The organism is Mycobacterium rhizamassiliense, from assembly GCF_900157375.1.
Classification (GTDB): Bacteria; Actinomycetota; Actinomycetes; order Mycobacteriales; family Mycobacteriaceae; genus Mycobacterium; species Mycobacterium rhizamassiliense.
This window is the reverse complement of record NZ_LT721901.1, coordinates 3,424,374-3,444,680: the sequence shown is the minus strand read 5'-3', so window position 1 is coordinate 3,444,680 and position 20,307 is coordinate 3,424,374. Positions and strand designations below refer to the sequence as shown.

General features: G+C 69.8%; 19 protein-coding genes. 8 read left to right on the top strand and 11 right to left on the bottom strand.

The window, feature by feature from the left end; genetic code table 11:
* Positions 1-178 precede the first annotated feature (178 nt).
* The 5 genes from MRAB57_RS16845 to MRAB57_RS16825 all read left to right on the top strand — a co-directional run bounded on the left by MRAB57_RS16845 (position 179) and on the right by MRAB57_RS16825 (position 4,809).
* A complete protein-coding gene (locus MRAB57_RS16845; RefSeq protein ID WP_077090640.1) occupies positions 179-847 on the top strand; it encodes an O-methyltransferase in 669 nt (222 codons plus the stop codon).
* 93 nt (positions 848-940) lie between these two features.
* A complete protein-coding gene (locus MRAB57_RS16840) occupies positions 941-1,579 on the top strand; it encodes a TetR/AcrR family transcriptional regulator (RefSeq protein ID WP_077088366.1) in 639 nt (212 codons plus the stop codon).
* Positions 1,569-2,498: an ABC transporter ATP-binding protein gene (locus MRAB57_RS16835; protein WP_077088365.1), complete on the top strand. Its 930-nt coding sequence runs from the start codon at positions 1,569-1,571 to the stop codon at positions 2,496-2,498. Before MRAB57_RS16840 ends, MRAB57_RS16835 begins: the two co-directional genes overlap by 11 nt.
* On the top strand, positions 2,498-4,135 hold the full coding sequence (locus MRAB57_RS16830) for an ABC transporter permease (RefSeq protein ID WP_173813941.1): 1,638 nt from the start codon (positions 2,498-2,500) through the stop codon (positions 4,133-4,135). The genes MRAB57_RS16835 and MRAB57_RS16830 overlap by 1 nt, the downstream gene beginning before the upstream one ends.
* A complete protein-coding gene (locus MRAB57_RS16825; RefSeq protein ID WP_077088363.1) occupies positions 4,135-4,809 on the top strand; it encodes a methyltransferase family protein in 675 nt (224 codons plus the stop codon). Before MRAB57_RS16830 ends, MRAB57_RS16825 begins: the two co-directional genes overlap by 1 nt.
* A 7-nt stretch (positions 4,810-4,816) precedes the next feature.
* Here the strand turns inward: MRAB57_RS16825 and glgC are convergent, their stop codons facing one another.
* Positions 4,817-6,031 (bottom strand): glucose-1-phosphate adenylyltransferase, encoded by a 1,215-nt coding sequence (glgC, locus tag MRAB57_RS16820; protein ID WP_077088362.1) that lies wholly within the window; start codon positions 6,029-6,031, stop codon positions 4,817-4,819.
* Positions 6,032-6,200: 169 nt separating this feature from the next.
* Between glgC and glgA the strand changes: the two genes are divergently transcribed.
* A complete protein-coding gene (glgA, locus tag MRAB57_RS16815) occupies positions 6,201-7,364 on the top strand; it encodes a glycogen synthase (protein WP_077088361.1) in 1,164 nt (387 codons plus the stop codon).
* 42 nt (positions 7,365-7,406) lie between these two features.
* Here glgA and MRAB57_RS16810 read toward each other — a convergent pair whose 3' ends face one another.
* The 7 genes from MRAB57_RS16810 to MRAB57_RS16780 all read right to left on the bottom strand — a co-directional run bounded on the left by MRAB57_RS16810 (position 7,407) and on the right by MRAB57_RS16780 (position 13,036).
* Positions 7,407-7,574 (bottom strand): DUF3117 domain-containing protein, encoded by a 168-nt coding sequence (locus MRAB57_RS16810; protein ID WP_003406247.1) that lies wholly within the window; start codon positions 7,572-7,574, stop codon positions 7,407-7,409.
* Positions 7,575-7,744: 170 nt separating this feature from the next.
* Positions 7,745-8,326, bottom strand: a complete 582-nt coding sequence (locus MRAB57_RS16805; protein ID WP_077088360.1) for a DNA-3-methyladenine glycosylase I — start codon at positions 8,324-8,326, stop codon at positions 7,745-7,747.
* Entirely contained in the window at positions 8,323-8,688 is a 366-nt protein-coding gene (locus MRAB57_RS16800; protein WP_077088359.1) for a DivIVA domain-containing protein, read from the bottom strand. Before MRAB57_RS16800 ends, MRAB57_RS16805 begins: the two co-directional genes overlap by 4 nt.
* A 48-nt stretch (positions 8,689-8,736) precedes the next feature.
* On the bottom strand, positions 8,737-9,753 hold the full coding sequence (locus tag MRAB57_RS16795; RefSeq protein ID WP_077088358.1) for a glucosyl-3-phosphoglycerate synthase: 1,017 nt from the start codon (positions 9,751-9,753) through the stop codon (positions 8,737-8,739).
* Positions 9,750-10,574 (bottom strand): dihydropteroate synthase, encoded by an 825-nt coding sequence (gene folP, locus MRAB57_RS16790; protein ID WP_245836098.1) that lies wholly within the window; start codon positions 10,572-10,574, stop codon positions 9,750-9,752. The genes MRAB57_RS16795 and folP overlap by 4 nt, the downstream gene beginning before the upstream one ends.
* An 82-nt stretch (positions 10,575-10,656) precedes the next feature.
* A complete protein-coding gene (fadD6, locus tag MRAB57_RS16785; RefSeq protein WP_077088356.1) occupies positions 10,657-12,441 on the bottom strand; it encodes a long-chain-acyl-CoA synthetase FadD6 in 1,785 nt (594 codons plus the stop codon).
* Between the two features lie 34 nt (positions 12,442-12,475).
* On the bottom strand, positions 12,476-13,036 hold the full coding sequence (locus MRAB57_RS16780; RefSeq protein ID WP_077088355.1) for a TIGR00730 family Rossman fold protein: 561 nt from the start codon (positions 13,034-13,036) through the stop codon (positions 12,476-12,478).
* A 102-nt stretch (positions 13,037-13,138) separates the two neighbouring features.
* On the opposite strand from MRAB57_RS16780, the gene MRAB57_RS16775 reads away from it, so the two are divergent.
* A complete protein-coding gene (locus tag MRAB57_RS16775; protein ID WP_077088354.1) occupies positions 13,139-15,286 on the top strand; it encodes a tetratricopeptide repeat protein in 2,148 nt (715 codons plus the stop codon).
* On the opposite strand, the gene dapE is transcribed toward MRAB57_RS16775, so the two are convergent.
* On the bottom strand, positions 15,271-16,335 hold the full coding sequence (gene dapE / locus MRAB57_RS16770; protein ID WP_077088353.1) for a succinyl-diaminopimelate desuccinylase: 1,065 nt from the start codon (positions 16,333-16,335) through the stop codon (positions 15,271-15,273). The two genes, MRAB57_RS16775 and dapE, sit on opposite strands and share 16 nt — an antisense overlap.
* 36 nt (positions 16,336-16,371) lie before the next feature.
* Between dapE and dapD the strand changes: the two genes are divergently transcribed.
* Positions 16,372-17,334 (top strand): 2,3,4,5-tetrahydropyridine-2,6-dicarboxylate N-succinyltransferase, encoded by a 963-nt coding sequence (gene dapD / locus MRAB57_RS16765; protein WP_108637955.1) that lies wholly within the window; start codon positions 16,372-16,374, stop codon positions 17,332-17,334.
* A gap of 5 nt (positions 17,335-17,339) precedes the next feature.
* Here the strand turns inward: dapD and MRAB57_RS16760 are convergent, their stop codons facing one another.
* Entirely contained in the window at positions 17,340-18,596 is a 1,257-nt protein-coding gene (locus tag MRAB57_RS16760; RefSeq protein ID WP_077090639.1) for an MFS transporter, read from the bottom strand.
* Between the two features lie 271 nt (positions 18,597-18,867).
* Complete coding sequence (locus tag MRAB57_RS16755) at positions 18,868-20,289, bottom strand: acyl-CoA synthetase (RefSeq protein ID WP_077088351.1); 1,422 nt, start codon at positions 20,287-20,289, stop codon at positions 18,868-18,870.
* Positions 20,290-20,307 lie beyond the last annotated feature (18 nt).

The following is a 20,307-nucleotide window of genomic DNA, read 5'->3' as shown; positions in this document are numbered from 1 at the left end:
GCATCGGCGTATGCACGACATAGGAGCAATCTGAGGTTTGGCTGAGAAACCAGATCGTTACCTCCGTTGAGCAGGACATACCCAACCCCCTTGTGCTCAATCTGGCCGGGCGTGTCGGAAACGGTCCGGCCGCCGCGCGCCTGTCGGACTGCGCGGCAATATGGAATACGCTGCGGGCATGGACGGCACCGAGGAAGAAACCCCCGGCCAGGCGGCCCAGAGTCGAGCCGAATCGCTCTTCGCCCACGCCGAGGCGTCGATCTCCGAGGACGTGATTTTGGCGGGCGCCCGCGAGCGCGCCGTCGACATCGGCGCCGGGGCGGTGACGCCCGCCGTCGGCGCGCTGCTGAGCCTGCTGGTCAAGCTCAGCGGCGGCAAGGCCGTCGCCGAGGTCGGCACCGGCGCGGGAGTCAGTGGGCTCTGGCTGTTGTCGGGGATGAGCGACGACGGGGTGCTGACCACGATCGACATCGAGCCCGAGTACCTGCGGCTGGCCAAGCAGGCGTTCTCCGAGGCCGGCATCGGCCCGTCGCGCACCCGGCTGATCAGCGGCCGGGCCCAGGAGGTGCTCACCCGGCTGGCCGATGAGTCCTATGACCTGGTCTTCGTCGACGCCGACCCGATCGACCAGCCCGATTACGTCGTCGAGGGCGTGCGGCTGCTGCGGTCTGGCGGCGTGATCGTGGTGCACCGGGCGGCGCTGGGCGGCCGCGCCGGTGACCCCGCCGCGCGCGACGCCGAGGTGGTCGCGGTCCGCGAGGCCGCGCGCCTGATCGCCGAGGACGAGCGGCTCACCCCCGCGCTGGTGCCGCTCGGCGACGGCATGCTGGCCGCCGTCCGCGACTAGCGGGTTGGCGCGGCCGCACTTCTGATTTCTTTACGGGTTCGTTGCGGCGTAGGTGCTTGACTCCAGGCTGAACGACTGTTTAGTGTACTGAACATGCGTTCAGTCGACCTGACTGCCGCCGCGCGGATCCGCGACGCGGCGATCGAGCAGTTCGGCGAACACGGTTTCGGGGTCGGGCTGCGCAAGATCGCCGAGGCCGCCGGGGTCAGCGCGGCGCTGGTCATTCACCACTTCGGCTCCAAGGAGGGCCTACGCAAGGCCTGCGAGGACCACATCGCCGAGGAGATCTACAGCAGTAAGTCCGAGGCGCTGCGGTCCAACGACCCGGCCACCTGGTTCGCGCAGATGGCCGAGATCGAGGAGTACGCACCGCTGATGGCGTACCTGGTACGCAGCATGCAGGCGGGCGGCGAACTGGCGAACACGCTGTGGCGCAGGATGATCGACAACGCGTACGTGTACATGGAAGAGGGCGTGCGGGCCGGGACGATCAAGCCCAGCCGCGACCCGGCCGCCAGGGCCAAATACCTGGGCATCACCGGCGGTGGCGGCTTCCTGCTCTACATCCAAATGCACGACACCCCAACGGATCTGCGTGCCGTCCTGCGCGACTACGCCCGGGACATGGTGCTGCCCGCCCTGGAGATCTACACCGAGGGCCTGATGACCGACAGGACGATGTACGACGCGTTCCTAGCCGCTGATGATCAAGGAGAATCGCATGACAAGTGACAACGTTGCCAACTCCGCGCCCATCGAGATCCGCGGTCTGGTCAAGAATTTCGGCGCCGTGCGGGCGCTGGACGGCCTTGACCTGACGGTGCGCGCCGGTGAGGTGCACGGGTTTCTCGGCCCCAACGGCGCCGGGAAGTCCACCACCATCCGCACCCTGTTGGGTCTGGTCAAGGCCGACAGCGGAAGCGTGCGGCTGCTGGGCGGTGATCCGTGGACCGATTCGGTGAACCTGCACCGCCAGATCGCTTACGTGCCAGGCGATGTCACGCTGTGGCCGTCGCTGACCGGTGGCGAGACCATCGACCTGCTGGCCCGCATGCGCGGCGGCATCGACGACCGGCGCCGCACCGAGCTGATCGCACGCTTCGACCTGGACCCGCACAAGAAGACGCGCACCTACTCGAAGGGCAACCGCCAGAAGGTGTCCCTGATCTCCGCCTTCTCGTCGCGGGCCGGCCTGCTGCTGTTGGACGAGCCCAGCAGCGGCCTGGACCCGTTGATGGAGAACATCTTTCAGCAGTGCGTAGCCGAGGCGCGCGACCGTGGCGTGACGGTCCTGCTGTCCAGCCACATCCTGGCCGAGACCGAAGCGCTGTGCGAACGGGTGACCATCATCCGGGCCGGCAAGACCATCGAAAGCGGCTCGTTGGACTCCATGCGTCATCTCAGCCGCACCTCGATCAAGGCCGAAATGATCGGTGATCCGGGAGACCTGCGCCGCATCAAGGGCGTCGAGGACATCAGCATCGAGGGCAACACGCTGCGCGCCCAGGTGGACAGCGAAAGCCTCGGCGAGCTCATCCGGGTGCTCGGCGACGCGGGCGTGCGCAGCCTGGTCAGCCAGCCGCCGACCCTCGAAGAGCTCTTCTTGCGCCACTACGACACCGGCCGCAGCGGCACGAAGGTCTCGGCGTGATGAGCACCGCAACCCTGCAGCGGCCCGGCCACTCGGCAAGCCATGGGCCGCAACATAATTCGAACTTCGCCGGAACTCTCGGCATGCTGCGGCTGTACCTGCGTCGCGACCGCGTCTCGCTGCCGCTGTGGGTGCTGCTGCTGTCGCTGCCGCTGGCCACGGTCTACGTCGGAAGCGTAGACAAGGTCTACCCCACCCAGGCCGCCCGCGCCGGGTTCGCGGCCTCCATCATGGCCAGCCCCGCACAGCGCGCGCTCTACGGGCAGGTCTACAACGACAGCCTTGGGGCGGTGGGTATTTGGAAGGCGGGCATGTTCCACGTGCTGATCGCCGTGGCCGTCATCCTCACGGTGATCCGGCACACCCGCGCCGACGAGGAAGCCGGGCGCACTGAACTGATGGACTCGACGGCGATCGGCCGTTACGCGAGCCTGACCGCGACGCTGATCCTGTCGTTCGGGGCCTCGCTGGCCACCGGCGCGATCGGCGCGGCGGGACTGCTCGGCACGACCGTCCCCGCGGCCGGGTCGCTGGCCTTCGGCGCGGCGCTGGCCGCCTCCGGCCTGGTGTTCACCGCCGTCGCCGCGGTGACCGCGCAGCTGTCCCCGTCCTCGCGGTTCTCGCGCAGCGCCGCGTTCGCCTTCCTGGCGGCCGCATTCACGGTGCGCGCCATCGGCGATGCCGGCTCCGGCGCGTTGTCGTGGCTCTCGCCGCTGGGATGGTCGTTGAAGGTCATGCCGTACGCCGGTGATCACTGGTGGGTGTTGCTGCTGCATCTGGCCGCGGCGGCCGTGCTCACCGCGGCGGCCTACTGGCTGCTGGCCCGCCGCGACGTCGGCGCCGGGCTGATCGCCGAGCGTGCGGGCCCCGGCCGCGCGGCCCCCGCGCTGAGCAACGTCTTCGGGCTGGCGTGGCGGCTGGACCGCGGCGCGGTGCTGCTGTGGACCGTGGGCCTCACGCTCTTCGGGTTGTTGATGGGCAGCGTGGCGCACGGCGTCGGCGACGAGCTGGGCGACGGCCCGGCCCGCGACATCGTCGCGCGCATGGGGGGCACCGGCGCGCTGGAGGAAGCCTTCATCTCCGTGGCGTTCACCATGATGGGCATGGTGGCGGCCGCGTTCGCGATCTCGCTCACCCTGCGCCTGCACCAGGAGGAGGCCGAGCAACGGGCCGAGACGGCACTCGCCGGCGCCGTCTCGCGAACCCGTTGGCTGGCAAGCCATGTGGTGAGCGCGCTGCTCGGTTCCGCGGGGGCGATGCTGCTGGCCGGTGTGGCGGGCGGGCTCGTCTACGGCATCGCCGCGGGCGATGTGGCCGGCAAGGTGGCGATGGTCGCCGCCAGCGCGGCCATCCAAGTGCCCGCCGTCTGGCTGCTGTGCGCGGTGGCCGTCGGATTATTCGGTCTCGCACCGAGATTCACCCCGGTCGCGTGGGGTGTGCTGGTCGGCTTCGTCGCGTTGTTCCTGATCGGTTCGCTGGCGGGCTTCCCGCAATGGCTACTCGATCTCGAGCCGTTCGGCAACCTGCCTCGGGCCGGCAAGGACTTCACCGCCGTGCCGTTGCTGTGGCTGCTGGCGATCGACGTAGCGCTGATCACGTTGGGCGCCATGGCCTTTCGGCGGCGGGATCTGCGCTGATGAACACCGGGATCCGAGCGGCCGCATCGTCGATAATCGGACTGGCCGCATTGGGCCTGCTGCTGTTCCTACCGGCGGGCACGCTCAACTATTGGCAGGCATGGGCTTTCATCGCCACCTCCCTGGCGGCGACCGTCCTGCCGAGCATCTACATAGCCCGGACCAATCCGGCGGCGCTGGAGCGCCGGATGCATGGCGGCCCGCGAGCGGAATCCAGAAGAGTTCAGAAGGTCGCGATCACCGGCGCGTTTCTGGCGCTTCTCGGCATGGTGGCGTTCAGCGCCTACGACCACCGGATGGGCTGGTCGCACCTGCCCGCGTGGCTGTGCGTGCTCGGCGACGTCCTCGTCGCGGCCGGCCTCGGCATCGCCATGCTGGTGGTCATCCAAAACGGCTACGCCGCCGCCACCGTCACGGTGGAGACCGGCCAGCACGTCGTCTCGTCCGGCGTCTACGCATTCGTCCGGCACCCGATGTACGTCGGGAATGTGATCATGATGATCGGCATCCCGTTGGCGCTCGGCTCGTACTGGGGACTGCTGTTCGTCATCCCGGGAGTCGTGGTGCTCGTGGTCCGCATCCGCGACGAGGAATCGATGCTCGTCCACGAATTGGCCGGATATCCCGAGTACGTCCGGGACGTGCGCTATCGGCTGCTGCCCTACGTCTGGTAGCTAGCGGCTAAACCCAGACGCCCTTGCCGACCGCGACCACGCCGCCGGCGCTGATCGCGAATCGTTCCCGGTCTTTCTCCAGGTCGACGCCGACCATTTCGCCGGGCCCGATGACGACGTTCTTGTCCAGGATCGCGTGCCGGACCACCGCGCCGCGGCCGACGCGGGCCCCCGGCATGATCACGCTGCCTTCCACGATCGCCCCGTCGTCCACCACGACGTTGGACGACAACACCGAGTTGCGCACCGAGGAAGCCGAGATGATGCTACCCGCGCCCACCACCGACTCCTGGGCGGAGCCACCGTTGACGAATTTGGCCGGCGCCAGGTTCTCGGTCTCACCGCGAATCGGCCAGCGCCGGTTGTAGAGGTTGAACACCGGGTGCACCGACACCAGGTCCATGTGCGCGTCGTAGAACGCGTCCAGGGTCCCGACGTCGCGCCAGTACCCGCGGTCGCGGTCGGTGGCGCCGGGCACCTCGTTGTCGGAGAAGTCGTAGACCGCGGCGATCCCGTCCTGGACCAACCGCGGGATGATGTCGCCGCCCATGTCGTGGTCGGAATGGTCGTCGTCGGCGTCGGCCCGGATCGCGTCGAGCAGCACCTTGGTGGTGAAGATGTAGTTGCCCATCGACACGAACGTCGCGTCCGGGTCGTCGGGCGTGCCAGGCGGCTCCAGCGGCTTCTCCAGGAAGCCCCTGATCCGCCCGGAGTCGTCGGAGTCGATGCAGCCGAACGCGCTTGCCTCGGAGCGTGGAACCCGGATGCCGGCCACCGTGGCACCGGCCCCGCTGTCGATGTGGAACTGGACCATCTGCTCGGGGTCCATCCGGTACACGTGATCGGCACCGAAAACCACTATGTAGTCGGGGTCTTCGTCGTAGATCAGATTGAGCGACTGAAATATCGCGTCGGCGGAGCCGGTGTACCAGCGCGGGCCGAGGCGCTGCTGCGCGGGCACCGGGGTGATGTACTCGCCCGCCAGACCAGACAGCCGCCAGTTCTGCGATATGTGACGGTCAAGTGAATGCGACTTGTATTGCGTGAGAACGCAGATCCGCAAATACCGGGCGTTGACGAGGTTGGAGAGCACGAAGTCGATCAGCCGATACGCTCCCCCGAACGGAACTGCGGGTTTGGCCCGGTCCGCCGTCAGCGGATACAGCCGCTTGCCCTCACCGCCGGCCATGACGATGCCCAGCACGTGTGGCGCTTCCCTCATGGCTCCAAACCTAATGGCCTTCGCGAACCGCTGCCAGGGGGAACACGGATTGGCGAGCGGTGACGGGCTGTCCGTCAAGGTATTTGGTTGATTTCGATACGCCGATCGCCGTGCGGCAATTGCCCGGACCCGCCGCGCGCGCCGTCTCGGCGCCAACTACGGTGCGGGTATGCGGGTGGCGATGATGACTCGGGAGTACCCACCAGAGGTCTATGGCGGAGCCGGAGTACACGTCACCGAACTCGTCGCCCAACTGCGCCGGTTGTGCGCGGTCGACGTGCACTGCATGGGAGCGCCGCGGGAGGGGGCGTTCGCGTATCAGCCCGACCCGCGCCTCGAGGACGCCAACGCGGCGCTGTCCACCCTGTCGACCGACCTGGTGATGGCCAACGCTGCCGCGGGCGCCACGGTGGTCCATTCGCACACCTGGTACGCCGGCCTGGCCGGTCACCTGGCCGCGATGCTCTATGACATTCCCCACGTGCTGACCGCGCACTCGCTGGAACCGCTGCGGCCGTGGAAGGCCGAGCAACTCGGCGGGGGCTACCGCGTGTCGACGTGGGTGGAACGCAACGCGGTGCTGGCCGCCGACGCGGTGATCGCGGTCAGCTCCGGGATGCGCGAAGACGTGCTGCGGGTCTACCCCGCGCTGGACCCGAACGCGGTGCACGTCGTCCGCAACGGCGTCGACACCGACGTTTGGTATCCGGCCGGCCCGGTGCCCAGCGGGTCCATGCTGGACGAGCTCGGCGTCGATCCCGGGCGGCCGATCGTGGCATTCGTCGGGCGCATCACCCGGCAGAAAGGCGTCGCCCACCTGGTGGCCGCCGCGCACCACTTCAGCCCGGACGCGCAGATCGTGCTGTGCGCCGGGGCACCCGACACCCCGGAGATCGCCGAGGAGATCCGCGCCGCGGTGGACGAGCTGGCCCGCAGCCGCACCGGGGTGTTCTGGATCCGGGAGATGCTTCCGATCGGGAACCTACGCGAAATACTCTCGGCGGCAATGGTTTTCGTGTGCCCGTCGGTGTACGAACCGTTGGGCATCGTGAACCTGGAGGCGATGGCCTGCGGGACGGCGGTGGTGGCTTCTGACGTCGGCGGGATACCCGAGGTGGTCTCCGATCAGACCACCGGTTCGCTGGTGCACTACGACGCGGACGACCCGATCGGGTACCAGACGAGGCTGGCCGACGCGGTCAATGCGCTGGTGGCCGACCCCGAAAAGGCGGCCCGCTACGGTCGCGCCGGACGCCAGCGCTGCATCGACGAATTCTCCTGGGCCCAGGTGGCCGAGCAGACACTGGACATCTACCGGAAGGTGTCCGCGTAGCCGCCAGGCATCGAGCGGGCCCAGCCACCTTCGGTTCGACGCTTAGCTGGTGACGCCTTTGAGTTCGTCGCCCAGCGCGGCGGCTTCGTCGGGCGTCAACTCGACGACAAGACGACCACCACCCTCGAGTGGTACTCGCATTACGATGCCGCGCCCCTCCTTGGTTGCTTCCAGAGGACCGTCTCCGGTCCGGGGCTTCATCGCCGCCATCGAGTGCTCCCTCCAAATTCGAGCAGGCCCGTCCTCGCGGGCGTGATCGGCGTCGAGCATGCCGCGCGTTTCCAGCCATACCCGACCTTGAACTGCCAAGTCACCCCTCCATTGTTCCTTATCCGGGTGTCCAAATGCACAACACCCGGGGTTCGGGGCCTCAGGGCGCCCTAAGAAGCGGCCGCGGGGACCCAGCACGCGGCAATGTGGTCGTCGACCATTCCGGTCGCCTGCATCAGCGCATAGGCCGTGGTGGGTCCGACGAACCGGAAGCCGCGCCGTTTGAGCTCGGCGGCCATCGCCTTCGATTCGGCCGTGGCCGCAGGGATTTCGGATGCGTCGGCGAATCGCGGCCGCGGCGGCGGCGCGAACGACCACAGCAAATCGGACAGGTCCTCGGACGACCCCAGCTCGGCGATCGCCCGCGCGTTGGCGATCGTCGCGTCGATCTTGGCGCGGTTGCGGACGATCCCCGCGTCGGCCATCAGCCGCTCGACGTCGGCGTCGCCGTACCCGGCGACCTTCTCGACGTCGAATCCGGAGAACGCGCGCCGGAAATTCTCCCGTTTGCGCAGAATGATCAGCCACGACAGCCCGCTCTGGAAGGCCTCCAGGCTCATTCGCTCGAAGAGCGCCACCCGGCCGCGCAGCGGGCGGCCCCACTCCTGGTCGTGATAGTTGCGGTAGAGATCGAAATCGGGGCCGGGCCGAAGGCTCGCCCAGCCGCAGCGCACCAGCTCATCGTCTTTCACACTGATTCCTGACGGTCCTCACCGTCGTCGGGTTCCATCGGGTCGCGCTCGGCCTCGCTCGCCTTCGCGGCGACCGGCGCGGCCCGACCCGCGGCCAGCTCGCCGCGCAGCGCCTCGAGCTCGCGGGCCAGCCGGTCCAGCACCCAGTCCACCTCGCTGGTCTTGTAGCCGCGCAGCACCTGCGTGAATTTCACCGCGTCGACGTCGGAACCGGTGACGCCGTAGGCCGGCAGAACCGTCGCCGTCGTCCCGCGCGGCAGGGGCGGCAACTGCTCACCGCGCCCGAAAAGCAGGCTCGCCGCGCCGAACAGCACGATCGCCACGAGCACCAGCACGACCAGGTACAGCAACACCAAAGCCACGTCGCCATCTTGCCCTAAGGCACCGACAGCTCGGCTCAAGCGTGGGCCCTACAGGGGTCTGCTGGGAGGTCGGATCACGTTCATCGGCGGCCGGTCCGTCAGCGACACCGGCGAGGTGCGCTGGGTGTAGCCGTCATCGGTGGCGACGAACTGGGTCAGCCCCACGCCGGAGTCCGGGATGCCGCAGCGCGAGAGCAGGGTGGCGATGACTTGGCGGCTCATCACGCCCAGCTCGGCCAGCGGCCGGTTGCGGTGCGCGCGCACGCCCAGGTTGACCTGGGCGATCGCATCCAGGCCCAGCCGGTCGAAGGTGTCGACCAGCAGGCCGATCTCCACGCCGTAGCCCGGCGCGAACGGCAGCGACGTCAGCAGCTCCCGGCTGGCCGCGTACTCGCCGCCCAGCGGCTGCACCACGCAGCCGAGCTCGGGACGCAGCGCCGACAGCAACGGCCTGGCCACCAGCTCGGTGACCCGCCCGCCGCCGGTGGCGCTGACGTCGCCCCCGACGTCGCCGACGTCGCTGAGCTCGCTGCCCCGCAGGGGCCGCCGGTAGAAGCTCTTGACCAGGTGAACGCCGTCGCCGGTGAGCATCGGGCCGACGAGCCACGGCACGAACATCGGGTGCGGGTCGATCAGGTCGGAGTCCACGAACACCACGATGTCGCCGCTGGTGGCCGCCAGCGAGCGCCACAGCGCCTCGCCCTTGCCGGGTCGGATCGGCACCTCGGGCAGCGCCTGCTCGCGGCTGACGACGCGGGCACCGGCCGCGACGGCGCGGATCTCGGTGTCGTCGGTCGAGCCGGAATCGAGCACGATCAGCTCGTCGACCAGGCCGCCAGAATCTCGGACCAGCGGCGAGATGCTCTCGATCACCGAGGCGATGGTTTCCTCCTCGTCGAGGGCCGGCAGCACCACCGAGATGGTCCGCCCCGCCTTCGCGGCTTCCAGCTCGGCGATGGTCCAGCTCGGCCGGGTCCGCCGGTCGTTGGCCAGCCACACGTCTCCGGGGCGGGCCGCGATGACCCCGCCGGCGAGGTCGCGGGCGACCAGCTCCGATGCCGTCATGCGAGCCCCCTCACGGTGCGCGTCGGCGGGCGGGTGCCCTGGATCGAGGCCACCATCTCCAGCACCCGCCGCGTGGCCGCGACCTGGTGCACCCGGAACATCCGCGCGCCCGCGGCGGCCGCCAGCGCGGTGGCCGCGAGGGTTCCCTCGAGACGCTCGGTCAATTCCACCCCCAGAGTCTCCCCGATGAAGTCCTTGTTGCTCAAAGCCATCAGCACCGGCCACCCGGTCTTAACAAGGTCGGCCACGTGGCGCAACAGCAGCAGCCCGTGAAAGGTGTTCTTGCCGAAATCGTGGGTCGGGTCGATCAGCACCCGGTCGCGGGCCACCCCGGCCGCGACGGCCCGCTCGGCGGCGTCGGTGACCTGACGGATCACGTCGTCGACCACCCCGCGGGTGGCGGTGCCGTAGCTGACCCGGAACGGGCGGGTGCGCGGCTGCGCACCGCCGGTGTGCGAACACACCAGGCCCGCGTCGAACTCGGCGGCCACCTCGGGCAGCGCGGGGTCGATGCCGCCCCAGGTGTCGTTGATCAGGTCGGCGCCGGCCGCGCACGCGACCTTCGCAACCTCCGAGCGCCAGGTGTCGGCGCTGATCAGCTGGTCGGGGTACTCGCCGCGGAGCCATTCGATGAACGGCACCAGCCGGGCGATCTCGGTCTGCGCGTCGACGTTTTCACCGGGGCCGGCCTTGACCCCGCCCACGTCGATCACGTCGGCGCCTTCGGCGACGGCCTGGTGCACCGCGGCGCGGGCGGCCTCGTCGCTGAAGTTCGCACCCTTGTCGTAGAACGAGTCCGGCGTGCGGTTGATGATCGCCATGATCAGCGCGCGATCGGATGCGACCGGCCGGCCGCACAGGCTTGACTGCACCCGTCCATAGTGCCTGGTGACCGCGGGGGCCTCAGCCTTGCGGTCGCTTACCGCCCGCAATCTCCTGCGCGTATTCGTCGTAGTACGGCACGTAGCCCTCGTCGCGGCCCGCCAGGACGTAGAGCGGGTCGGCCACGTCGGATCCGTAGGCCTGGTCGCGCAGCTCCACCTTGCGGCTCTTGAAGGTCGTGGTGTGCTCCAGCGACTCCACCACCCGGACGAACAGCGGCAGTGCGTAGCTGGGCAGCTCGTCGTACACCGCGCGCGCCAGCGAGGCGCCGTCGAACTCGGCGCCCTCGCGCAGCTTGACCGCGGCCATGCCGGCGCGGCCGCCGGTGTCGGGGACCTCGACGCCGAAGACGGTGCACTCCTCGACGGACTTGTCCGACGCCAGCGCCGCCTCGACCTGGGTGGTCGCCACGTTCTCGCCCTTCCAGCGGAAGGTGTCGCCGAGCCGGTCGACGAACGCGGCGTGTCCCATGCCCTGCGGGCTCATCACGTCGCCGGAGTTGAACCAGCAGTCACCCTCACGAAAAGCGTTGCGCACCAACTTCTTTTCGCTGGACTCCTGGTCGGTGTAGCCGTCGAACGGCTGCAGCCGGTTGACCGGGCTGATCAGCAGGCCGGGCTGGCCCGCGGGCACGCGGAGCACCCGGCCGTCGTCGTCGCGTAGCGGCACCCCGGTGTCCGGGTCGTACTGCACGTAGGCCAGCGGCGTCGGCGAGACGCCGGTGGTCCGCGGCACGTTGAAGATGTTGATGAAGGCGGCGTTGCCCTCGCTGGAGGCGTAGAACTCGCAGACGCGCGCGATACCGAACCGCTTGGTGAACTCGTCCCAGATCTCCGGGCGCAGGCCGTTGCCGGCGATCAACCGGACCTTGTGCTTGCGGTCGGTGGGCTTGGCCGGCTGGTTGAGCAGGTATCGGCAGATCTCGCCGATGTAGATGAACGCCGTCGCCTCGTTGGCGATCACCTCGTCCCAGAATCGGGTGGCCGAGAACGACTTCCCCAGCGCCAGCGTCGCGCCGGAGTTGATCACCGACGACACCGCGACCGTCAGCGCGTTGTTGTGGTACAGCGGCAGGCAGCTGTACAGCGTGTCGGAACTCTTCAGCCGCAGCCCCAGCCCGCCGAACGCGGCCAGCGCGGCCAGCCACCGTCGGTGCGTCATCACGCTGGCCTTGGGATATCCGGTGGTGCCGGAGGTGAAGATGTAGAACGCGGGGTCCCTGGCTTGCACCGTCGCCACCGACGCGGGGTTGGTGGCCGGCGCGCCGACGGAGAATCGGTCCAGGTCCTCGATGGTCAGCGTCTCGGTGCCGGCGGGGGCGCCGCTTTCGGTGACGGCGCTGACCAGGTCGGTCTCGGCGACCAGCACCTTGGCGTCCAGCAGGCCCAGGCTGTGCGCCAGCACGTCGCCGCGCTGGTGGTAGTTGAGCATCCCGGCGACCGCACCGCACTTGACCGCGGCCAGCATGGCCAGCACGGTCCGCGGCGAATTGCGCAACATGATCGCGACGACGTCGCCGTGCCCGACGCCGCGCGAGGCCAGCACCGCGGCGTACCGGTTGGCGGCCGCGTTGGCATCGCGGTAGGTCAGCTCTTGATCGCCGAACTTCACAAAGACCCGGTCGGCGAAGCGGGCGGCTCGGTCCTGGAACACGGTGCCGATCGACTTGTGCGCGCTCGGGCTGGCCACCAGGCCGGTCCGCGCACCCCGCAGGATGATCGGCAGGTCCGCCAGCACGCCCGGCAGCCCCGATGCGATGTCGGCCAGGCCGACCGGTTTACGCGTTCCCCCGTCGTGATCGGACACGTGATTCCTCGATTCCCCGGTTACGCATCCGACTTCACGGCGCGCACGCCTCCAGCGCGGCACCCACCTTATCGACCAGGACCAGCCGGTCCATCGCCAACTGCGAGATGTAGCCGCTGTCGAGCAGTCCGTTCAACCACACCCACAAGCCCTCGTAATGCCCCCAGGGATCCAGCATCACCACGGGTTTGTCGTGCATACCCAGGTAGCCCGTCGTCCACGCTTCGAAGAGCTCGTCGAGGGTGCCCACGCCGCCGGGCAGCACAATGAACGCATCCGAACGGTCTTCCATGATCTGCTTCCGCTCGCGCATGGTGTCGGTGACGACCAGCTCGTCGGCCGCTGCGTCGGCGATCTCGCGGCGCATCAGCTCTTGCGGGATCACGCCGACGGTCCGGCCGCCGCGCGCCCGGGCCGCGCTGGACACGGCGCCCATCGCCGAGACGTGGCCGCCGCCCCACACCAGCGTCCAGCCGCGCTCGGCGATCGCCTCGCCGAGTTCGCTGCCCAATTCCAGCAATTCGGGGTGGGTGGGCCCGGATGCGCAGTACACACAGACCGCCCATGGGCGGGATGAATCGCGTTCCGGAGGCATATCCGCCAAAGGTAGACCAAAGCCCATTCGGTCGCGCCCCTACGGACTCGCGACGCCAGCTGGTGGCCATTCGGCCACCGCGCCGCAATAGGATCGGCGTTAGTGCCGATTCGATGGAACGTCCCCCAACACGAGGCCGCCCTCGCCCAGCTCGACGCTGTCCTGGGTGATTCGGCCCGGCCCGGCGCGGTCGTGCTCGGGCCCGACGGCATCGGCAAGTCCACGCTGGCGCGGCTGGCCGCGGAACATTTCGGCCGGCGCCACCCCGACACGATCGTTCGCTGGGTGACCGGAACCCCGACCGAGCGCGTGGTCCCGTTCGGCGCCTTCAGCCATCTGGTCGAGATCGCCGACATCGGCAAGCCGGCGGCGCTGTTGCGCGCCGCGCGCGCGTCGCTGGCGCGGGACGCGCAGAGCCGCCTGCTGCTGGTGGTCGACGACGCCCACGATCTGGACGTGCTGTCGGCCACGCTGGTGTACCAGTTCGCGCTGGCCGGCACCGCGCGGATGATCGTCTCCGCCCGCGGCCCGGACTTCGGTGCGACGCCGGAGGCCATCGCGGCGCTGTGGTCCGACGGGCTGCTGGACCGCCTCGACATCGAGGCGCCCGGCGAGGCGACCAACCCCGCCAGCAAGTCCGGGGTCGACGAGTTCATCGCGCAGCTGCCCGAGCCGGCGCGGGCGGTGCTCGACTACCTGTCGCTGCAGGAACCGCTGTCGGTCGCCGACCTGGCGGCCCTGGCCGGCGACGACGCGATCGCCGAGGCGCAGGAGTGGGGCGCGGCCGAAACCCGCGCGCGCGGCGAAGTCGAGGTGGTCTACACCGCCCATCCGCTGTTCGCCGAACGGGCGCGCGCCCTGCTGGGCAACGACGGCGCCCGGCGTCGCCGCACCGACCTGGTCAACCGGCTGTCCCAGCAACCGGCGGAGCACCTCAGCGACCGGCTGCGGCTGGCCTACCTGGCGCTGGACAGCGACGCCCCACAGCCGGTGGCCGAGGTGGTCGCCGCGGCCGGGCAGGCGCTGCGGCTGGGCGATCTGACGCTCGGTGAACGCCTGGCCCGCTCGGCGCTGGAACGCGCCGACGACCTGGCCGCGCGGCTGCCGCTGGCGAATGCCCTGGCGTGGCAGGGCCGCGGCCGGGAGGCCGAGGCCCTGTTGGACGCGGTCGACCCCGCCGCGCTGGGCGAACCCGACCTGATGGCCTGGACCTTGTTGCGGGCGGCCAACCAGTTCTTCATGCTCAGCGAGCCGGAGCGGGCGACCGCCTTCCTGCAGACCATCCGCAACCGCGTCCCCGACGACGGCCCACGCGTGACGCTGGACGCGCTGAGCGCCACCTTCGCGATGAACGCGGGCAACGTCGGACATGCCGTCGACATCGCCGGCGCTGTGCTGACGTCACCGGCGGCCGACGACCAGGCGGTGGCCTGGGCGGCGAGTGCCGCAACGCTGTGCGCGGCGCGGCAGGGCCGGTTCGACGAGGTCGAGTCGCTGGCGCAGCGCGTGCTGGGCGCCGAGCACCCCGGGCTGCTGCGCTTCACCGTCGGGCTCGGCCAGACCACCACACTGGTGATGGCCGGTCAGCTTGAGACGGCGGCCGAACTCGCCAGGGAATTCACGGATTTCGCCGAGTTGCAGCAGCCGGGCCGCGCGATCGGCGAGGTGCTGCTGGCGCACGTGCTGATCGCGAACGGCGAATTCGCCAGGGCCGCAACGCTGCTCGGCCCGGCCAGCGCCGCCTTGGAGCGCACCGGCTACTCCTGGGGGCCGCTGTCGCTGATGCTGCTGGCCACCGCGCTGGCCCAGCAGGGCGACATCGCCGCGGCGGCAAAGGTGTTGAGCAGGGCTGAATCTCGGCACGGAACCAAGTCGGCGCTGTTCGGCCCCGAGCTGGGCGTGGCGCGGGCGTGGCGGCTGGCCTCGGTGCGCGATCTGCACGGCGCGGTCGCGGCGGCCCGGGATGCGGCACGGATGGCCGAACGCAGCGGGCAGCACGGCGCCGCGCTGCGCGCGTGGCACGAGGCCGTCCGGCTGGGCGACGCCCGCGCAGTGGACCCGCTGACCCGGCTGTGCGGCGAGATCGACTGCGTGGTGGGCCGCACCGCCCTCGCCCACGCGCAGGCGCTGGCGGCCCGCAACGACGCGGCGTTGCGGGCGGTGTCGGAGGAATTCGCGGCGCTGGGCATGCGGGCCGCGGCGGCCGATGCCGCCGCGCAGGCTGAATCGCGCCCTCAGCCGCCCAGGTAGGGCCGCAGCATCGCGACCGCGGCGGTGATCGCCGCGACGGAGACGCGCTCGCCGCGGGTGTGCGCGAGGTTGGGATCGCCGGGGCCGAAATTGACCGCGGGTATGCCCAGCGCGGCGAACCGCGACACGTCCGTCCAGCCGTATTTCGCCCGGAACTGCCCGCCGGCGGCCTCGACCAAAGCCTTCGCCGCAGGCTGCGACAGGCCGGGCAGCGCGCCGGCCGCGCTGTCGGTCTGCTCGATCCGCACGTCGAGCCCGTCGAACACCTCGTGCACGTGTTGCAGCGCCGCGTCCGGCGACCGGTCGGGGGCGAAGCGGTAGTTGACCGTGACGGAAGCGGCATCGGGTATCACGTTGCCGGCCACCCCGCCGTCGACGCGGACCGCCGACAACCCTTCGCGGTACTCGCAACCGTCGATGTCGACGGCGCGGGCCCGGTAGGCCGCCAACCGATCGAGGACCGCGCCCAGCTTGTGAATTGCGTTGTCGCCCAACCAGGAACGCGCCGAATGCGCACGAGTTCCGGTGGCGCTGATGACCACGCGAAGCGTGCCCTGGCAGCCGGCCTCGATGTAGCCGCCGGTGGGTTCGCCCAGGATGGCCACGTCGGCGGACAACCAGTCCGGCAGCTCGCGCTCGATGCGGCCCAATCCGTTTGCCGCCGACTCGATTTCCTCGCAGTCGTACATCACCACGGTCAGGTCGTGCACCGGTTCGGCGACCGTGGCGGCCAGATGCAGGAACACGGCGTCGCCGGATTTCATGTCGGCGGTGCCGCAGCCGTGCAGTTCGCCATCGGCCAGGCGGCTGGGCAGGTTGTCGGCCACCGGGACGGTGTCCAGGTGACCCGCAAGCATGACCCGCGACGAGCGGTTCAGGTGGGTGCGGGCCAGCACGGCGTTGCCGTTGCGGACGATCTCGAAGCCGGACGTCTGGGCGCGCAGCGCGGCCTCCACCTCGTCGGCGATGCGCGCTTCGTCGCGCGACTCGCTGCGGATGTCCACCAGCGCGGCCGTCAGCTCAATCGGGTCGGCATGCAAGTCCAGCACGCCCCCAAGGCTAATGGTTGGGCCGCGGGAAGTACCGTGACGAGCGTGACTGGAGCTGCAAGTATCGGCTTGGCGACGCTGGCCGCCGACGGATCGGTGCTCGATACCTGGTTTCCCGCACCGGAACTGACCGACGGGGGCGACACCGGCACGTCGACAACACAGCGCCTGGCGCTGTCCGACGTGCCACCGGAACTGGCCGCACTGGTTGGCCGCGACGACGACCGCAACACCGACACCATCGCCGTGCGCACCGTCATCGGCTCTCTCGACGATGTGGCCGCCGACGCCTACGACGCCTACCTGCGGCTGCACTTGCTGTCGCACCGGCTGGTGGCGCCGCACGGGCTGAACGCCGGCGGCTTGTTCGGGGTATTGACCAATGTCGCCTGGACTAACCACGGGCCTTGCGCGATCGAGGGCTTCGAGGCGGTCCGCGCCAGGCTGCGCCGCCGGGGGCCGGTGACCGTCTACGGCGTCGACAAGTTTCCCCGGATGGTCGACTACGTCATGCCCACCGGCGTCCGCATCGCCGACGCCGACCGGGTGCGCCTCGGCGCGCATCTGGCGGCGGGCACCACCGTCATGCACGAAGGGTTCGTCAACTTCAACGCGGGCACCCTGGGCGCGTCGATGGTGGAAGGCCGCATCTCGGCCGGCGTGGTGGTCGGCGACGGGACGGACATCGGCGGCGGGGCGTCGATCATGGGCACGCTGTCCGGCGGTGGCAACGAGGTCATTTCGCTCGGCAAGCGCTGCCTGCTGGGCGCCAATGCCGGCGTGGGCATTTCGCTGGGCGACGACTGCGTCGTCGAGGCCGGTCTGTATGTGACCGCGGGAACCAAAGTCCTTACGCCCGAAGGCAAAACGCGCAAGGCGCTCGAGCTGTCCGGCGGCAGCAACCTATTGTTCCGCCGCAATTCGCTGAGCGGGGCCGTCGAGGTGGTGGCCCGCGGCGGCCAGGGCATCGCGCTGAACGAGGACCTGCACGCCAACTGAGCTGACTACAGCTTGGTGCCGGTGGTCTCGGGCAGCAGGTAGGTGCAGACCAGGCTGAGCAGCGCGAGCCCGGCGAGCATCGCGCCGATCGACCAGCTGCCGTAGGTGGCCATCAGCGTTCCGGCGATCATCGGCGGGACGGCTCCCCCGAGCACGCCGGCCAGGTTGATCGACAGCGCCGATCCCGTGTAGCGGTAGCGGGTGGCGAACAGTTCGGGGACGAAGGCCCCGACCGGCCCGCTCCCGATCCCGTTGACCGCGAAGGTGCCGACGATGGCGACCGCGTACAACACCGGTTTGCCCGTGTCGATCAACGGCATCACCGCGAAACACCAGGGCACCGAGGCGGCCCAGCCCACGAGCATCACCCGGCGGCGGCCCACCCGGTCGCACAACAGCGCCGAGACCACCAGGCACACCATGCTCGCGAGGGCCGCCAGCGCCCCGACGGACCAGATGAAGCTGCGTGGATAGCTCAGGTGCGAGTGGGCGTACATGGCCAGATACGTGTTGCCCATGTAGACGAACGCCATCCCGCCCACCGACGCGCCCGCGGCCAGGATGATCTCCCGGCGCTGCAGGCGCAGCACCTCGGCCAGCGGGGCCTTGGGCACCAGGTCGCGGGCCTTTTCGTCGGCGAACACCGGGGTCTCGTCGATGTTGAGCCGCACGTACAGCGCCAGCGCGATCAGCACGGCGCTGATCAGGAAAGGCACCCGCCAGCCCCATTGCAGGAACTCCGGGCTGTATTCGCCGATGGTGACGTTCACGCCGAGGAAGGTCAGGCTGCTCAACACCCCGGCGACACCCCCGCCGAGCAAGGTGAACATGCCGTACAGGCCGCGCCGGTTGGCGGGTGCGTACTCGGCGCTGAGCAGCACCGACCCGGCCCACTCGCCGCCCACTGCAAACCCCTGTAGCAGCCGCAGCACCATCAGGATCAGCGGCGCGGCCACGCCGATGGATGCGGTGCTGGGCACCAGACCGACGCTCACGGTCGACACGGCCATGATCAGCAGCGTCGCGACCAATGTCTTCTTGCGGCCCAGCCGGTCGCCGTAGTGCCCGAAGACGGCCGCACCGAGGGGCCGCGACAGGAACGCCGTCGCGAATGTTCCCATCGAGGCGACCGTGGCCACGCCGGGACTCAGGTTCGGGAAGAACACCGCGGGGAACACCAGGGCCGACGCGGTGCCGTAGATCAGGAAGTCGTAGAACTCGATTGCCGAACCGGTCAGGCAAGACAGCGCGATCCTGGCCATCGGCGCGGGGCGCGGTTCGGCCGGCATCGCTTCGGCCAAACCTGCTGGGCGGGTCAACTCACCCATGACAAACCCTTACTGTCCTCACCGCCCACCCGGGCGTCGGCGTTTCCTACCTCTCCACCCAACGAAGCTAAGCGAAGGCGTGGCCTTACGCTCGCTATCCAACCTGCCAATATCCTGCGCGCCGGGCAAATCGCCTGCTGAGGGGACCGATAGTTACTCCCGTCGCAGTGGCGCGTGTCACGATCGGCCCTCCGGCCGCGCCCACTCACCCCTCGGCGAGCAGCTGCTTCTTGATGACCTTGCCCATCGCGTTGCGGGGCAGCGAATCCACCATCCGCACCTCGCGTGGCCGCTTGTGTATCGAAAGCTCTTGCGCGACATGGTCGATCAGTGCGTCGGCGGTGAGGTCGGCCGAGCCGACGACGTAGGCGACGATGCGCTGGCCCAGGTCCTCGTCGGGCAGGCCGACGACGGCCACTTCCTGCACGCCCGGGTGCCCGAGCAGCGACGTCTCGATTTCGCCTGCGCCGATGCGGTATCCGCCCGACTTGATCAGGTCGACCGACTCGCGTCCCACGATGCGATGCATGCCGTCGCCGTCGCGCACCGCGACGTCACCGGTGCGATACCAGCCGTCGTCGCCGAAGGCCTCCGCGGTGGCCTCCGGCCGATTCAGGTAGCCGTCGAACATCATCGGACCCCGAACCTGAAGCTTCCCAACGGTTTCCCCGTCGTTCGGCACCGGATCGCCGTTGTCGTCGAGCAGGCGGGTCTGCACACCGGCGACCGGCAGGCCCACCCAGCCGGCCCGGCGTTCGCCGTCGGCCCGCGTCGACAGCGTGATCAGCGATTCGGAGGCGCCGTAGCGCTCGATCGGTTGGTGGCCGGTGAGCTCGGACAGCCGGTCGAACACCGGCACCGGCAGCGCGGCGCTGCCGGACACCAGAAGCCGCGCGCGCCGCAGCGCCTCGGCGGCCGAGGCGTCGCCCGCCACGCGCGACCACACCGTGGGCACCCCGAAGAACAGCGAGCCCCCGGCGTCGGCGCTCGCCTGGGCGTACCCCTGGGGCGTCGGTCTTCCGGTGTGCACGAAGCGATTTCCGATCCGCAGCGACCCGAGCAGGCCCAGCACCAGGCCGTGCACGTGGAACAGCGGCAGCCCGTGCACCAGGACGTCGTCGGGCGTCCACTGCCAGGCCTGCGCCAGCGCGTCCAGGTCTGCGGCGATCGCCCGGCGGCTGAGCAGCACGCCCTTGGGCAGCCCGGTGGTGCCCGAGGTGTAGATGACCATCGCGGTGGCCTCGGGCGCGGGCTCGGGGTAGCGATGCCAGGAACGGGCGTGCAGCCGGACCGGGACGTGCGGCAGACCATCCGGCTCGTCAGGCTCGGGGCCCAGCCAGGCCTGCGCGCGCGAGTCGGTGAGCATGTGCCTGCGTTCGGCGGCGCCGACGTCGGACGGCACCGGGACGAACGGGACACCCGCGATCAGACAGCCGGCGACGGCCAGCACCGTCGCCGCGGTCGGCTTGGCCAGCACCGCAACCCGCTCGGCGCCGGCGACACGCTCGGCCACCGAGGTTGCGGCGCCGACCAGGTCGCTACGACTCAAGACGGCGCCGTCGATAGTCACCGCGTCGGGGATGTCTCTGGCGGTCAGTGTGGAGGGATTCAGCGATGCCAGCAGCACGACAGCAGGCTACTCGCA

What these genes read in the sequence shown, in the direction of transcription:
- MRAB57_RS16845 (WP_077090640.1), top strand. Translation starts at nt 179, where the DNA reads ATGGACGGCACCGAGGAAGAAACCCCCGGCCAGGCGGCCCAGAGTCGA.
- MRAB57_RS16840 (WP_077088366.1), top strand. Translation starts at nt 941, where the DNA reads ATGCGTTCAGTCGACCTGACTGCCGCCGCGCGGATCCGCGACGCGGCG.
- MRAB57_RS16835 (WP_077088365.1), top strand. Translation starts at nt 1,569, where the DNA reads ATGACAAGTGACAACGTTGCCAACTCCGCGCCCATCGAGATCCGCGGT.
- MRAB57_RS16830 (WP_173813941.1), top strand. Translation starts at nt 2,498, where the DNA reads ATGAGCACCGCAACCCTGCAGCGGCCCGGCCACTCGGCAAGCCATGGG.
- MRAB57_RS16825 (WP_077088363.1), top strand. Translation starts at nt 4,135, where the DNA reads ATGAACACCGGGATCCGAGCGGCCGCATCGTCGATAATCGGACTGGCC.
- glgC (WP_077088362.1), bottom strand. Translation starts at nt 6,031, where the DNA reads ATGAGGGAAGCGCCACACGTGCTGGGCATCGTCATGGCCGGCGGTGAG.
- glgA (WP_077088361.1), top strand. Translation starts at nt 6,201, where the DNA reads ATGCGGGTGGCGATGATGACTCGGGAGTACCCACCAGAGGTCTATGGC.
- MRAB57_RS16810 (WP_003406247.1), bottom strand. Translation starts at nt 7,574, where the DNA reads ATGGCGGCGATGAAGCCCCGGACCGGAGACGGTCCTCTGGAAGCAACC.
- MRAB57_RS16795 (WP_077088358.1), bottom strand. Translation starts at nt 9,753, where the DNA reads ATGACGGCATCGGAGCTGGTCGCCCGCGACCTCGCCGGCGGGGTCATC.
- folP (WP_245836098.1), bottom strand. Translation starts at nt 10,574, where the DNA reads ATGGCGATCATCAACCGCACGCCGGACTCGTTCTACGACAAGGGTGCG.
- MRAB57_RS16780 (WP_077088355.1), bottom strand. Translation starts at nt 13,036, where the DNA reads ATGCCTCCGGAACGCGATTCATCCCGCCCATGGGCGGTCTGTGTGTAC.
- MRAB57_RS16760 (WP_077090639.1), bottom strand. Translation starts at nt 18,596, where the DNA reads ATGGCCAGGATCGCGCTGTCTTGCCTGACCGGTTCGGCAATCGAGTTC.